The sequence below is a fragment of the Streptococcus infantis genome, from assembly GCF_047463635.1.
Lineage (GTDB): Bacteria > Bacillota > Bacilli > Lactobacillales > Streptococcaceae > Streptococcus > Streptococcus infantis_W.
Genome location: NZ_JASHDL010000001.1, coordinates 116,121 through 131,740, shown reverse-complemented (window position 1 = coordinate 131,740; position 15,620 = coordinate 116,121). Strand labels below are relative to the sequence as shown.

General features: G+C 39.3%; 13 protein-coding genes. 1 reads left to right on the top strand and 12 read right to left on the bottom strand.

Translation table 11 applies throughout. The annotated features are described in order from the left end of the window. Nucleotides 1–253: 253 nt before the first annotated feature. The 6 genes from topA to gyrA form a co-directional block, all read right to left on the bottom strand. A complete protein-coding gene (gene topA / locus QM867_RS00570) occupies nucleotides 254–2,341 on the bottom strand; it encodes a type I DNA topoisomerase (RefSeq protein WP_315639009.1) in 2,088 nt (695 codons plus the stop codon). 118 nt (nucleotides 2,342–2,459) lie between these two features. Next, nucleotides 2,460–3,317, bottom strand: a complete 858-nt coding sequence (dprA, locus tag QM867_RS00565; protein WP_152904343.1) for a DNA-processing protein DprA — start codon at nucleotides 3,315–3,317, stop codon at nucleotides 2,460–2,462. A gap of 106 nt (nucleotides 3,318–3,423) precedes the next feature. Further along, nucleotides 3,424–4,359, bottom strand: coding sequence for a 4-hydroxy-tetrahydrodipicolinate synthase (gene dapA, locus QM867_RS00560; protein ID WP_414284883.1), 936 nt, complete (start codon nucleotides 4,357–4,359; stop codon nucleotides 3,424–3,426). 50 nt (nucleotides 4,360–4,409) lie between these two features. Next, nucleotides 4,410–5,486 carry an aspartate-semialdehyde dehydrogenase gene (locus QM867_RS00555; protein WP_414284881.1) on the bottom strand — a complete coding sequence of 359 codons (1,077 nt, stop codon included), beginning with the start codon at nucleotides 5,484–5,486 and terminating at the stop codon, nucleotides 4,410–4,412. A 155-nt stretch (nucleotides 5,487–5,641) separates the two neighbouring features. Then, a complete protein-coding gene (locus QM867_RS00550) occupies nucleotides 5,642–6,385 on the bottom strand; it encodes a class A sortase (RefSeq protein ID WP_153225724.1) in 744 nt (247 codons plus the stop codon). Continuing rightward, nucleotides 6,385–8,853 (bottom strand): DNA gyrase subunit A, encoded by a 2,469-nt coding sequence (gyrA, locus tag QM867_RS00545; protein WP_075232434.1) that lies wholly within the window; start codon nucleotides 8,851–8,853, stop codon nucleotides 6,385–6,387. Before gyrA ends, QM867_RS00550 begins: the two co-directional genes overlap by 1 nt. Nucleotides 8,854–9,046: 193 nt before the next feature. Here gyrA and QM867_RS00540 point away from each other — a divergent pair, with 193 nt between their 5' ends. Then, nucleotides 9,047–10,033, top strand: coding sequence for an L-lactate dehydrogenase (locus tag QM867_RS00540; RefSeq protein ID WP_000176425.1), 987 nt, complete (start codon nucleotides 9,047–9,049; stop codon nucleotides 10,031–10,033). Between the two features lie 57 nt (nucleotides 10,034–10,090). Here QM867_RS00540 and sdbB read toward each other — a convergent pair whose 3' ends face one another. The 6 genes from sdbB to QM867_RS00510 form a co-directional block, all read right to left on the bottom strand. After that, a complete protein-coding gene (gene sdbB / locus QM867_RS00535; RefSeq protein ID WP_414314902.1) occupies nucleotides 10,091–10,651 on the bottom strand; it encodes a thiol-disulfide oxidoreductase-associated lipoprotein SdbB in 561 nt (186 codons plus the stop codon). 12 nt (nucleotides 10,652–10,663) lie between these two features. Next, entirely contained in the window at nucleotides 10,664–11,371 is a 708-nt protein-coding gene (gene ccdA2, locus QM867_RS00530; RefSeq protein ID WP_281334904.1) for a thiol-disulfide oxidoreductase-associated membrane protein CcdA2, read from the bottom strand. Nucleotides 11,372–11,498: 127 nt separating this feature from the next. Beyond that, nucleotides 11,499–12,359, bottom strand: a complete 861-nt coding sequence (locus QM867_RS00525) for a methionyl aminopeptidase (RefSeq protein ID WP_248034388.1) — start codon at nucleotides 12,357–12,359, stop codon at nucleotides 11,499–11,501. A gap of 14 nt (nucleotides 12,360–12,373) precedes the next feature. Further along, nucleotides 12,374–13,651, bottom strand: coding sequence for a CBS-HotDog domain-containing transcription factor SpxR (spxR, locus tag QM867_RS00520; protein WP_000033785.1), 1,278 nt, complete (start codon nucleotides 13,649–13,651; stop codon nucleotides 12,374–12,376). Then, on the bottom strand, nucleotides 13,644–14,195 hold the full coding sequence (locus QM867_RS00515; protein WP_153224967.1) for a GNAT family N-acetyltransferase: 552 nt from the start codon (nucleotides 14,193–14,195) through the stop codon (nucleotides 13,644–13,646). Before QM867_RS00515 ends, spxR begins: the two co-directional genes overlap by 8 nt. 16 nt (nucleotides 14,196–14,211) lie before the next feature. After that, nucleotides 14,212–15,471 carry a UDP-N-acetylglucosamine 1-carboxyvinyltransferase gene (locus QM867_RS00510; RefSeq protein WP_075232439.1) on the bottom strand — a complete coding sequence of 420 codons (1,260 nt, stop codon included), beginning with the start codon at nucleotides 15,469–15,471 and terminating at the stop codon, nucleotides 14,212–14,214. Between the last annotated feature and the right edge of the window lie 149 nt (nucleotides 15,472–15,620).

Sequence of the window (15,620 nt, the reverse complement as noted above, 5' to 3'; positions counted from 1 at the left end):
ACTTCTCCTAGTTAATACTCTTCGAAAATCTCTTCAAACCACGTCAGCGTCGCCTTACCGTATATATGTTACTGACTTCGTCAGTTCTATCTACAACCTCAAAGCAGTGCTTTGAGCAGCCTGCGGCTAGCTTCCTAGTTTGCTCTTTGATTTTCATTGAGTATAAAATAATCTTCTTCTAGTTTCGCATACAATGATGAATTTTGTCAAGCCTTTACTAAAAAGAGCCTGAAATTTACTTTCAGGACTCATTTTATTTGATTTTTTCTTCTTCGTAATCACCATTGCTACAAACGATCTGCTTACCGCCACCACGGACTTTTTTCTCCATGAGGAAGTTACCACATTTTGGACAATCTCGTCCAACAGGCTTGTCCCAAGAAGTGAATTCACACTCTGGATAGCGATTGCAACCATAAAAGATACGATTACGCTTAGTTTTTCGTTCAATAATTTGACCTTGATGACAGCTTGGACACTCCACACCAATTTCTTTCACGATTGCTTGTGTATGACGGCAATCTGGGAAATTGCTACAAGCATAAAACTTACCAAAACGACCAAGTTTAATAACCATCGGACTGCCACACTCTTCACAATCAAATCCTGCTGGCTCATCCTTGATTTGGATTTTTTCCATTTCCTCTTCGGCTTTGGCAACCTCTTTAGAGAAGGGTTGGTAAAATTCATCAATGACTCGTTGCCACTGCTCTTTTCCAACTTCGACATCATCCAGTTTACCTTCCATTTCAGCTGTAAAGGTTACATTGACGATATCAGGGAAATATTCAACGATGAGCTTGTTAACAATTTCTCCCAACTCTGTTGGTTCAAAACGCTTGGCTGCCAAACGCACATAATAGCGCTTTTGAATAGTTTCAATGGTAGGTGCATAAGTTGATGGGCGACCGACTCCGTTTTCTTCCAAAGTTTTAATCAGTGTCGCTTCCGAATAACGTGCTGGCGGTTGAGTGAAGTGCTGCTCAGGCTTACTATTGACCTGCTTGACGACATCACCAACTACCATATCCGGCAACATCTTATTCTTATCTGAATCATTGTAAATGGCCAAGTAACCGTCAAATTTAACCTGACTTCCATTTGCTGCAAATTGAACTCCATTTTGAGAGAGCTTCACAGCCATGGTATCAAAGATAGCACCCGTCATCTGACTCGCTACAAAGCGATTCCAGATAAGAGTATAAAGCTTAAGTTGGTCTTTATCCAAATACTTAGCAATTTTTTCTGGCGTGTTAAAGACACTTGATGGGCGAATAGCCTCATGGGCATCCTGAGCACCAGTCGCATTCTTTACCTTGCTGCCATGCTTAGAATATTTACTGCCAAAACGTTCATTAATGTAGTTTGCAGCTTCATTTTGAGCAACTGGACTGATACGAGTCGAGTCTGTACGCATATAGGTAATCAAACCTTGGACGCCCGTACCAATATTAATCCCTTCATAGAGTTGCTGGGCAACCATCATGGTCTTTCGAGTACGGAAATTGATTTTATTAGCTGCATCCATCTGCATAGTTGAGGTAGTATAAGGAAGTGGAGCGTTACGCTTGCGTTCTTTTTTATCTACCTGATCAACTGTAAAGTCTTTGCTAGATAGATGAGACAAGACTTCTTTGACCTCTTCATTGCTTGTCAATTTCATCTTCTTGCCATTCATTCCATAGAAGGATGCTTGGAATTGCTTAGTCCCCTTTTTGAAGACTCCATCAATCGTCCAATATTCTTCTGGTTGAAAAGCATTGATCTCATTTTCACGGTCAATGATTAACTTGAGAGCAACAGACTGAACACGGCCAGCTGACAAGCCCTTTTTGACCTTTTTCCATAAAATCGGTGAAATAGAATAACCTACCAAGCGGTCCAAGACACGACGGGCTTGTTGGGCATCCACCAAATCCATATCAATCTTACGAGGTTCTTTAAAGGCATTTTTTACCGCATCCTTGGTAATCTCGTTGAAAACAACACGGTTAGCATCATTTTCATCTAGATTAAGAATATGAGCTAAATGCCAAGAAATTGCTTCTCCTTCGCGGTCCGGGTCACTTGCGAGAAAGACTTTATTGGCTTTTTTAGCTTCTTTTTTCAAGTCATTGATCAGAGGACCTTTCCCACGAATATTGATATATTGGGGTTCATAATTATTTTCTACATCGACTGACATACTGGATTTTTTCAAATCACGAATATGACCAACACTGGCTAAAACCTTATAATTTCTACCCAGGTATTTTTCAATCGTTTTAGCCTTTGCAGGCGACTCCACGATTACTAGATTTTTTTTAACTGTTGATTTTTTCTTCTTTGTTGCCGTAGCCACAGTATCACACCTTTTCAAAGTAATAAACTTTATAAAGTGTAAACCATTTTTAAAAACCTGTCAAGACTTAACTCCTATATATAGAAGAAAAGTTTAACCGATAAAACCTTGCTAGTTCTTAAAATTCAAATTCTGCTAGCACATCCTGACCACTTGAAACAAGTTTTGCACCTTCTTGAACCAAGTGATGACAACCATCTGAACGACCATCTAAAATACTCCCTGGAATAGCAAAAACATCTCTTCCTTCTTCCATAGCTCGCTCACAAGTAATCAAACTACCAGATCTCATCTTTGCCTCAGCAACGATGACACCCATACATAGGCCAGCAATAATTCGATTTCTTGCTGGAAAGTGATATTTCAAAGGTTCTTCACCCGGTCCATATTCACTCAGTAGCAAATGATATTCACCGATGTAGTCCTGCAGTCGTTTATTGGATCGTGGATAATAGACATCCAAGCCAGTCCCAATGACTGCAATGGTTTTTCCACCACCTTGAAGAATTGACATATGTGCTGCAGTATCAATCCCTCTAGCAAGCCCACTCACAATCACCAGCTCATTCTCCAGTTCTTCAATAACCTTACGGACTGATTTTGTCCCTGTTTGACTACAAGAGCGACTGCCCACAACTGCAATCTTAGGTAACTTTAAGAGATTTAAATCGCCCTTATAGAATAACAACACTGGAGCATCATAGATTTCACTGAGAGCAAAGGGATAGACATCGTCTAGGATGGAAAAAGAAGGAAATTTTTCAAAATCACTTCGTAATCGCTCCATACTTTCAAAGGTGAGTTTATGGTAACGTTCCATAAAAACCACTGGATTTCTACACTCAGATGCTTCTGCTATCGTTTCTAGGGTTAATTCTTGATCATAGATTTCTCCATATTGAAGTACCTTTAAAACCTGTTGATTACTTAAACCTGCTTGTTTCAACTTATAAATCTCAAAATTATCAATCTTAATTTTCATGATAGACTCCTTGTTTTTCTCTCTATCTATTTATTCGTAGAAAAAGAAAAAAACTTTCCAACAATTTTACTTGTTTAGAAAGTTTTTTATATTAGTTATCTTAGTAATCAGGACGAAGGACTCCAGTGACAGTCGCCTTAGTTGCTTCGTAATCCCCATCAATAACAACCTTGATAATGCGTTTAGCATCCTCTTCAGGAGCAGGTACCAAAGGTAGACGAGTTGGCCCAGCTTCAAATCCCATATAGTTGAGTACCGCCTTAACAGGTGCCGGACTTGGGTAAGAGAAGAGAGCGTTGACTTTAGGAATAAATTTACGTTGAATAGCTGCCGCTTTCTTCATATCACTTTCTTCGATTGCAGTAAACATTTCATGCATCTCATCTCCATTTGTATGGGAAGCAACAGAGATAACTCCGTCTGCACCAAGGTTCATAGCATGAAAAGCATCACCATCCTCACCAGTGTACACCAAGAATTCATCTGGTTTATGCTCAATCAAGTAAGCCATATTGGCAAGACTGGTACATTCTTTGACACCGATAATGTTTGGATGTTCCGCCAAACGAAGTAAGGTATCAGGAGTCATTTCGACAACTACACGACCTGGAATGTTATAGATGATAATTGGCAAATCAGAGGCATCTGCAATGGCTTTAAAGTGCTGATACATACCTTCTTGGGATGGTTTATTATAGTAAGGAACAATCGCAAGACCAGCCGCAAAACCGCCAAACTCTGCTACCTCTTTGACAAACTCAATAGAGTCACGTGTATCATTGGTACCAACACCAGCGATTAAAGGAACTCGTCCGTTGACAACCTTTTGAACAGCCGCAAACAACTGCAACTCCTCATCGTGAGTTAGAGTCGGACTCTCAGCAGTTGTTCCTGCTAGGAGAATTCCATCTGTATGATGTGCTAATAAATGTTCAATCAACTTTGGAATGGCATCGAAATTGATAGAGCCATCTTCATGAAAAGGAGTAATAAAGGCCGTGATAATTTTACAATCTTTTAAATCTTGATAAGACATACAAAACACCTCTCTATTTTAAAGAAGGAGTTCAAAAGAACTCCTACACATTATTTCAATTCAAATTTTAATTCAGCTGTTGGACGAACCAATCCACGTTCGTGAAGTGTTTCTGCAATTTGTACTGAGTTCCAAGCGGCACCTTTAAGAAGGTTATCAGATACTACCCACATGTGGATACCTTTTTCTGCATCCAAATCTTTACGGATACGTCCAACGAAAGTATCACGTGAACCAACAGCATTAACTGCTTGAGGATAGATTTGGTGAGCAACATCATCTTCAAGAACTGCACCTGGGAATGCAGCAATAGCAGCTTTCACTTCTTCAATTGGTGCTACTTCTTTTGTTTCAATATAGACTGACTCAGAGTGAGCTGACAAAACTGGAATACGTACACATGTTGCTGATACGGCAATGCTATCGTCTTCCATGATCTTCTTGGTTTCATTGGTCATCTTCATTTCTTCGTAAGTGTAGTCATTATCAGTGAAGACATCGATTTGAGGAAGGGCATTAAAAGCAATTGGATAGTGTTTCTTATCGCCACCTGAAGGCAAGATTTCCGCATGCAAATCACGTGGATTCACGCCATCATTCAAGACTTCACGAAGCTCACGTTGAGTTTCAAGAATTGCTCCCATACCAGCACCTGAAACAGCTTGGTAAGTTGAAACGATAATACGGTCCAATCCCCATTTTTGACGAACGGGCTCAAGAGCCACCATCATTTGAATTGTTGAACAGTTAGGACAAGAGATAATTCCGTTGTGAGCATCAAGGGCGTGGGCATTCACTTCAGGAACAACCAATGGTACATCTGGATTTTGACGGAAATAAGAAGTGTTATCTACGACGACTGCGCCTGCCTTAACAGCATAAGGTGCATATTTTGCAGAAGTTGATCCACCAGCTGAGAAAAGAGCAATATCAACCCCTTCAAAAGCGTCTTCTGTTGTTTCTTCGATGGTCACATCTTGACCTTTGAATTGCAAAATCTTTCCTGCAGAACGTGCAGACGCAAGGTAACGAATCTTATCGATAGGAAGAGTTGATTCTTCCAACATTTTGATCATTTGAGCACCAACGGCACCTGTAGCGCCGACAACAGCAACTGTGTATCCCATAACAAACCTCTTTCGGAATTTTCTAAAAATTTCTATAATAGAAACATTATACTACTTTTTACCAAAATTGAAAAGTCTTTTTCCTATCTATTTTCTGAAATTGACAAGAAAAAGGTTCGCTAATACTAGCAAACCTTTTTTATTAATCTTATCTCTTAATATCTTTGTTTATAAGGCTTATTAAAGGCTTCTAAGATATCTGATGGAGTTTCTGCATAAGGTTTCACTTCTTTGAAATCTCCCTTCACGATAATCCGTTCTGTGGCATTGTAGTCTACACAGGTTACCAAGGTAATTTCTTTGATTCCCTCACGGTCTTCTATTTCATCAACGCGGTCAGGTGTAACGTGTTTGACTTCACGAATGACATAGGTATAAACCTTTTCCTTATCAGTCAAATAAATTTTCATCCCTTCTTTGGCATTGACCAAAGGTGAAAAGAGCATCTGACTGGCATTTTCAGCTGTAAAAATATGGTGACTAGCGAGAGAATAATTTCCCTCTCCCATTTTTTGATTTGGTTTCATGGTTCCTGCCCCATAGAACAAGTTCACATTATCTAAACCTTTAAAGATAGGTAGGTTAATCTCTACTTCAGGAATGGCAATTCCACCAATAACAGGAAGTTGTTGGGCATCCCACTGCGAAGATAAAACCGCTTCAGATGAGATAGCCTTCACTGAATCGAAATCAAAATTTCCTTCTGTATCCTGATTTTCTTCTAATTTTTCTTTTGATACCTGACTTACTTGGTACTTATTAGTATTCCAAACCATAAAAATATCACGGATTTTAGCGTTAAAAATCAAAGCGATTGATAGCAGTATCAGAAATCCTGCCAATATATTGATCAACAGATTTTTTCGTTTATTTTTCTTTTTATTGATTTTTTTAGACATTATGCTTCACTTTCTGTTTCCTGTTCTGCCCCAACTTCTTCTTTTTCTGCTGCTGCAACACTTGTAAAAGTCACAATCTTAGCATCTTGATCTAGACGCATCACTTTTACTCCCATAGTTGAACGTCCCGTTTGTGAAATATTGGCAACATTGGTTCGAATCATGACACCTGTGTCAGTGATAATCATCAGATCTTCATCCCCTTTTACTGTTAAGAGACCAGCCAGAGGACCATTTTTTTCAGTAACATTGGCTGTTTTCATTCCCTTACCGGCACGCCCTTTTGTTGGATATTCAGTCGCAACTGTGCGCTTACCGTATCCTTTCTCAGTAATGATAAGGACTTCATCTTGGTCAGTAATCACCCTTGCTCCAACTACAGCATCACCTTCACGAAGGTTTACCCCTTTAACACCAGTGGCAATACGACTCATGCTACGAACTGAAGACTGACTGAAACGAACTGCATAGCCTAATCTGGTTCCGATGATGATATCTGTGTCTTTTTCAGTTAGTAAGACATTAATCAACTCATCCTCATCTTTCAGATTTAAGGCTTTGAGACCATTTTGACGAATGTTGGCAAATTCTTTGACACTGGTTCTTTTGACAATACCTGCGCGAGTTGTAAAGAAGAGATAAGCATCATCACTACGTTCTGATTCAACATTGATAATGGTTTGAATGCTTTCACCTTCATCCAGTTTCAAAAGATTGACAACTGGCAACCCTTTGGCTGTACGACCGTATTCTGGAATTTCATATCCCTTAAGACGATAAACACGTCCTTTATTGGTGAAGAATAGCAAATGATCGTGAGTGCTGGTTGAAACCAATTCACGCACAAAGTCATCGTCCTTAACTCCAGTTCCTTGAACGCCACGTCCACCACGTTTTTGAGCTGTAAATTCGTCTTGGTCCAAACGTTTGATATAACCTTTATTTGATAGAGTGATAAGGACATCAGACTCTTCAATCAAGTCTTCATCTTCAAGAGTCAAGACTTCACCAACCATCAACTCAGTACGACGTGGATCGCCAAACTTACGTTTGACCTCATCCAATTCTTCCTTGATAATTTGCGCTACGCGTTCTGGTTTTGCAAGAATGTCTGCCAAGTCAGCAATCAAGGCAATAAGCTCATCATATTCTGACTGAATCTTGTCACGTTCCAAACCTGTCAATCGACGGAGACGCATATCAAGAATTGCCTGACTTTGACGTTCAGATAACTTGAACTTGCTCATCAATTCAGCTTGGGCTTCTGCATCCGTTTCACTGGCACGGATGATACGAATGACTTCGTCGATGTGGTCCAGAGCAATCAACAAACCTTCTAAGATGTGTGCACGCGCTTCAGCTTTCTCTTTGTCAAATTGAGTACGACGAGTCACCACTTCTTTTTGGTGCTCAATATAGGCATCCAAGATTTGACGAAGAGAAAGAATCTTTGGTACACCATTCTGGATAGCCAGCATGTTAAATCCAAAGCTAGTTTGCATTTGAGTCATCTTGAACAAGTTGTTCAAGATAACATTGGCTGACGCATCACGCTTCACTTCGATAACAAAGCGAACTCCCTCACGGTTTGATTCATCACGAACAGCTGTAATTCCTTCGATACGTTTTTCTTGAACTAAACGCACAATATGTTCATGGACTTTAGTCTTGTTGACCATGTATGGAAATTCTGTTACAACGATACGTTCGCGACCAGTCTTAGTTTCTTCGATTTCAGTACGAGAACGAAGCACAATCGATCCTTTACCAGTTTCGTAGGCCTTATGAATACCTGATTTCCCCATGACCAGAGCACCAGTTGGAAAATCTGGACCAGGAAGAACTTCCATTAATTCCTTGGTGGTGACTTCTGGATTATCCATCACTAACTTAACAGCATCAATGGTTTCACCCAAGTTATGTGGTGGAATATTGGTCGCCATACCAACAGCGATACCTGTAGCTCCATTGACCAAAAGATTTGGAAAACGAGCTGGTAAAACAACAGGTTCACGTTCATTGGCATCATAGTTATCAACAAAATCAACGGTATTTTTATTGATGTCACGAAGCATTTCAAGAGCAATCTTACTCATACGTGCTTCGGTATAACGTTGCGCGGCAGCACCATCACCATCCATGGAACCAAAGTTCCCATGCCCATCTACAAGCATGTAACGGTAACTCCACCATTGCGCCATACGAACCATAGCTTCGTAGATAGATGAGTCACCGTGTGGGTGGTATTTACCCATGACATCCCCTGTAATACGGGCAGATTTCTTATGAGGTTTATCTGGTGTCACACCCAATTCGTTCATACCGTATAGAATGCGGCGATGAACTGGTTTCAACCCATCTCGAACATCAGGAAGGGCCCGCGATACGATAACACTCATGGCGTAGTCGATAAAGCTGGTCTTCATCTCCTTTGTCAGATTGACATTCACTAAATTTTTATCTTGCATTAACAAATGCCTCATTTCACTATTAGTAACTAGATATATTATACCATAGTTTGACCTAGATTTCAGTCTTCCAATCCGACTAAAACGTTTACATGGCTAAGTGGATGTTATATCCGTGACAAAGCTATTTAAAAGTGATAGAATGAAACTAAACGGGGGAAGCCCTTAAAAAATGAAGGAGATGTTTAGACAAATGACATTAACTAAACAACACAAAAAAGTTATCCTTGTCGGTGACGGTGCCGTAGGATCATCATACGCTTTTGCTCTTGTTAACCAAGGAATTGCACAAGAACTTGGTATCATTGAAATTCCTCAATTGTTTGAAAAAGCTGTTGGTGATGCTGAAGACCTTAGCCACGCGCTTGCTTTTACTTCACCTAAGAAAATTTATGCAGCTAAGTATGAAGACTGTGCGGACGCTGACCTTGTAGTTATCACTGCTGGTGCTCCACAAAAACCAGGTGAAACTCGTCTTGACCTTGTTGGTAAAAACCTTGCTATCAACAAATCAATCGTTGAACAAGTTGTTGCTTCTGGTTTCGACGGTATCTTCCTTGTTGCAGCTAACCCAGTTGACGTTTTGACTTACTCAACTTGGAAATTCTCAGGTTTCCCTAAAGAACGTGTTATCGGTTCAGGTACTTCACTTGACTCAGCTCGTTTCCGTCAAGCACTTGCTGAAAAAATCGGCGTTGATGCTCGTTCAGTTCACGCCTACATCATGGGTGAACACGGTGACTCTGAGTTTGCTGTTTGGTCACACGCTAACGTTGCCGGTGTAAAATTGGAACAATGGTTGCAAGCTAACCGTGACTTGGATGAAGCTGACCTTGTAGAACTCTTCATCTCAGTTCGTGATGCTGCTTACTCAATCATCAACAAAAAAGGTGCAACATACTACGGTATCGCAGTAGCCCTTGCTCGTATCACAAAAGCTATCCTTGATGATGAAAATGCTGTTCTTCCACTTTCAGTATTCCAAGAAGGTCAATACGGAGTTGAAAACGTCTTTATCGGTCAACCAGCTATCGTTGGTGCACACGGTATTGTTCGTCCAGTTAACATCCCATTGAACGATGCTGAAACTCAAAAAATGCAAGCTTCAGCAAAAGAATTGCAAGCTATTATTGATGAAGCTTGGAAAAACCCTGAATTCCAAGCAGCTTCAAAAAACTAATTTATGTTAGAAAAAATGTCTAGACGATTTGTCTAGACATTTTTATATTTCATTACTTTATTTCATTTGAGCAAAAGCTGCTTCTGCATCTGCGTTACTAATTGCACCTAATTGCATCTTAGCAATTTTACCCTGTGAATCAATTAGATACTCTGTAGGGATACTTCGAATTTGATAGGCTTGAAAAACAGCTCCTTTTGTATCATATAAAACAGGGATGTCTTTATAACCTTGTTCTTCAAACCACTTTGGAAATTGATCTACAGTTTTTTCACCTTGAAGCCCTGGCGCAATGACAGATAAAATTTCGAAATTGCGATCTTCCTTAGCAGCAAGCTCCATCAATTCTGGCATACTCTTCTTACATGGTCCGCACCAAGATGCCCAAAATTTAAGATAAACTTTTTTGCCTTTATAATCAGATAATTTGACTTCTTTTCCATCCATCGATTGGAGGGTGAAATCAGGTGCTTCTGCTCCAATAGCTACTTGCTTCACAGGCGCTTGTTGTGTCTGATTTGATTGATTTTGTGGACTCGATTTTTTCTCTTCCTTGCCACAAGCAATCAGAAGAAAGAGAGACAAGAAACTAAGTCCAAAATAGATAATTTTTTTCATAGATAACTCCTTTTATCCTAATATTCCAGATAAAACATTTAACTGTCCCAACATTAATAAAATTCCCATGAGAACGATCAATAAACCACCAATTTTCTTCAATAAAAGTATGTGGGATTTGATTCTACTAAAATAAGGCATGACAAGACCTGACGCCAAGGCCAGAACTAAAAATGGAAGTGCCATTCCGAGAGTGTAAATGAGGGTTAATAAGGCCCCCTGAAGAGCTCCATTTCCTCCTGAGGCAGCCAGTGCTAAAACAGAACTTAAAACTGGACCTATACATGGAGTCCAGCCAAAGCTGAAGCTGATACCCAGTAAAAAGGCCGACAAATATTTGCTAGACTGTTTTTGATTAAATGTTACTGTTTTTTGTACCTCTAATTTTTGTAGATGAAGAATTTCCATCTGATGCAATCCCAGTATAATAATCATGATTCCCATGACATAACGGAACCAGTCAGCATAAAGTAAATTCCCAAGGAATCCTGCTCCAAATCCAAGAATAAAGAAAATGAGAGAGATACCCGCAATAAAACAGAGGGTACGAATCAATCCTGACCAGGCAACATCTTTACCCAAAAAACGAAATGTCTTTGACTCCTCTTGATCATCTAGCAGAACACCTGCGTAGACTGGTAACAAGGGAAAGATACAGGGAGAAAAGAATGACAAGACCCCAGCTATAAAGACAGAAATAAAAAATAAAATACTTTCCAATTAAGAACCTTCTTTCATATAGTCATCTTTTATTTTACTATAAAAGAAAACGTTTGTAAGATATCTGCTACGTAAATTTATTTTCAACTTGAGAGAATCAAAAAAAGGAGCTCAGCTCCTTTTTTGATTAATAAGTTCCCTCTTCACCTTGACTTGTCAAAATTACAGGCCCATCTTTTGTAATAACAAACTGATGCTCGTACTGACATGATAGACCACCGTCGATAGTTTTATGTGCCCAGCCTGTTTTCATATCTGTATCGATTTCCCAATCACCTGTATTGATCATAGGCTCAATGGTTAAGACCATGCCTTCACGAAGGCGGAGACCACGACCTGCGATACCATAGTTAGGCACCATTGGTTCTTCATGCATAGTTGGACCAACTCCGTGTCCTACAAGATCACGAACAACTCCGTAACCACGACTTTCAGCATATTCCTGAATAGCAGCTCCAATATCTCCAATACGATTTCCTACAACAGCCTGCTCAATTCCCTTATACATAGCTTCTTTGGTAACATCCATCAAGTTTTTAATTTCTTCTGATGGTTTTCCAACAGCGTAAGCCCAACAAGAATCTGCCAAGCCGCCCGTAAAGTTTTGAGTATATTTTTTCATCTGCTCAACGTTGTTAAAATTTAGTTTAGAAACATTGAGGTCAGACTTAGCGATTGGCCCACCAAGAACCATATCTACCTTCAGCAAATCGCCTTCCTTCAAAATATAGTGGCGTGGAAAAGCATGGGCTACTTCGTCATTAAGCGAACAACAAGTTGCGTATGGATAATCCATCATTGCCCCATCAACACCAATTTGAAGAGGGAGGAAATTTTCTTCTTTACAACGACGACGCACATATTCTTCTACTTCCCACATATCTACACCTGGTTTGATGATGTCACGCAAACCGATGTGAATACTGGCAAGAAAATCGCCAGCCTTATCCATTGCTTCGATTTCTCTAGCTGATTTTAATGTAATCATGTTTTCTCCTAGTTTTAATTAATTTTTACAGTAACATTTGCTTTTGATACGATTTGATGATTGATATAAATATCATAGTCGATAATGGCTGACCTTCTCGTATGGTGAATAATTCTAGCCTGAATCCGCAAGATATCATCGATCTGAACAGCCTGTAAAAAGTAAATCAGCATCTGTTCAATGATGAGATTACGTCCGCTATTCACGACCAGATCCTGCGTCATATGGGTCAAAATTTCTGAAAGAACTCCATTTGCAAGGACTCCATTTTTTTCCAACATAAATGGTTCAACCGTAATGACAACTTCATCATGGTGGTAAGATAACTTCTGACCAACCTGTTCTGAAAATGTTGGTAATGCTGAAACTTGAGAGCGACTCATCTTTTCCATGACATCCCGTCTAGTAATAACACCAAGTAAAGTTTGATTACTTCTCACAACAGGCACCATTTCAAAGTCTTCAGCAATCATTCTCTGGCTAACATTAGCGATATTCGTCGCTAAACCAGTCATGTAGACTGTCCTTGTCATGACCTTATCTATCGTTGTACCAGGTGATTTATCTCCAGCATCACGCATAGTAACTACACCAACAACGACCTGATGCTGATTGATGACAGGGAAACGGCTCGTTCTATTCTTACGAACCAAGTCTAGATAATCTTTGACAGTATCCGTTTCCTGTAGAAATCCATATTCATGACTGGTACGATAGATTTTTTCAACCGTTAAAATATCTGTCTTAATCTGAACGTTGGACAAAGCTCTGTTGATCATAGTCGCAATTGTAAATGTATCATGCTTACTGCGCAATACTGGAATATTTTTTTTATTAGCATGGTTTAAAACATCTTCATGAACTTCAAATCCACCTGTTACCAAGACAGCATTTTCATTTTCAAGTGCTAATAACTGAATACGTGTTCGATCTCCTACGATAAGTAAGCCGCCATCATGAAGATAAGAAAGAATATTCTTTTCAGTCATCGCCCCAATGGAGAATTTACTAAATTCTCTATCCAATCCAGCTTGACCAGCTAAAACTTCTGAGCCTGTAACTTCTGCAATTTCTGCGAACGTTAATTTCTCAATAGCTACTTTTTTTGACTTTACACGTACTGTTCCACTTCGAGGACGTGTTTCAACAAGTCCCCTATTTTCAGCTTCTTTGATAGCCCGATATGCCGTACCATCACTTACTCCTAGTCGATTTGAAATACTACGAACACTGACACGCTTCCCAACTGGTAATTCTTCCAAGTAGGCTAATATTTCTTGGTGTTTACTCATTTAGATTTCCTTTTGTATAACGGAATTCTAGATAATCCCGCATCTTTCGGGTATAACGATCGCTACCTTTAAAATGACGATAAAGAACAAAATTTGATTTTTCTGCTACTTTCTGACTAGCAACATTTTCTAGATGTGTCACAATCGAAAGTTGCTTCAAGGCAAACTCGTTCATGGATAAATCTCGTAATTTGGTAACTGCTTCAGTCATATACCCCTGAGACCAATAGTCTTTCTTTAAAAAATAGCCAATTTCTGCTTCTTTCTTAATTTCATCAAGTTTTTCAAACTTGATAGCTCCAATCATCCGTTGCTCTTTTTTATCACAAATAGCCCAAATCCCCAATGGTGATTTCATAAAATAATTGGCAAGAGCATACTGACTTTCTTCAATACTTGCTTGTGCAGGAAAGATAAATTGAAGATTTTCAGGATCTGATGCAAGTTGATGAAAATCATCTACATCTGTAAAAAAGAAGGGACGGAAATATAAACGTTCCGTCTCATAGAAAGAAAATTTTGCTAATTTAGTCCAGATATTCATTGCAATCTTCAAATTGCTAATCTTCGATTAGCTCAATATCTGCACCAAGATTACGCAATTTTTCGATAATATTCGAGTAGCCTCGAAGGATGAATTCAACATTGGTAATCTCTGTTTTTCCTTCAGCCATCAAGCCAGCAATAACTAAGGCAGCTCCAGCACGTAGATCTGTTGCCTTAACTTTTGCACCCTGCAAAGGATTTCCACCCTTATAAAGTATGTGGTCGTTTGTTGTTGAAATATCTGCATTCATTTTGGCTAATTCAAAAACATGGTTGACACGTTTTTCATAGATTGTATCAATCAATGTGCCACGCCCCTCTGCTTTTAATAGCAAAGGAGTAATAGGCTGTTGAAGATCTGTTGCGAAACCTGGATAAGGAGCTGTCTTAATATTAACAGCCTTTAGATTTGTTTGCTCTTCGACGAAAATACTGTCTTCAGAAACAGTCATGTGAACTCCCATTTCTTCAAGTTTAGCAATAAATCCTTCTAAATGCTCATAAAGTACATTATTAATTCGAATCCCATGACCTACTGCAGCTGCCATTGAAATATATGTACCTGCTTCGATACGGTCAGGGATGACTTGGTGGCGTGTCCCGTCCAAGCTATCCACACCATCAATTGTAATCATATCTGTACCCGCGCCACGAATGTGAGCTCCCATATTGTTTAATAATGTAGCCACATCAATGATTTCAGGTTCGCGAGCAGCATTTTCAATAACTGTTCGACCTTTAGCTTTTACTGCTGCTAGCATCGTATTGATTGTTGCACCAACACTAACAGTATCCATATAGATATGTGCACCATGTAGACTTGATCCTTGGGTTGAGAGATTCATATTATCTCCCTCGTAGGTTGTCTTAGCTCCCATAGCTTCAAATGCTTTTAAATGCAAATCAATCGGACGTGGTCCTAGGTCACACCCTCCAGGCAAACCTACAGTTGCTTCACCAAAACGTCCTAAAAGACTACCGTAGAAATAATAAGACGCACGCAAGCTATTAATTTTACCATAAGGCATTGGTTTATTTTGAACACCACGAGGATCAATCTCAAGAACATCGTCATAACGCTTGACACTAGCTCCCATGATTTCCATAATCTCAATAAGACTAGCTACATCAGAGATGTCTGGAACACAATCCAAAATCACAACATCATCTGATAAAATAATGGCAGGAATCAAGGCTACGACACTATTTTTAGCGCCACTAATCGTAATTTCACCTTTCAATGGTCTCCCGCCGTTAATGACAATTTTTTTCATTTTATACTCTTTCACTATTTATTAAGAAGGTCTCACCCTATATTATACCATATTTCTTACTAATAGCCAATCCTATAAAATAATTAAGCCCAGAACTATCTTGATATTTAATACGATAACTTTGTTTATATCAGTTAGAATTATCATAC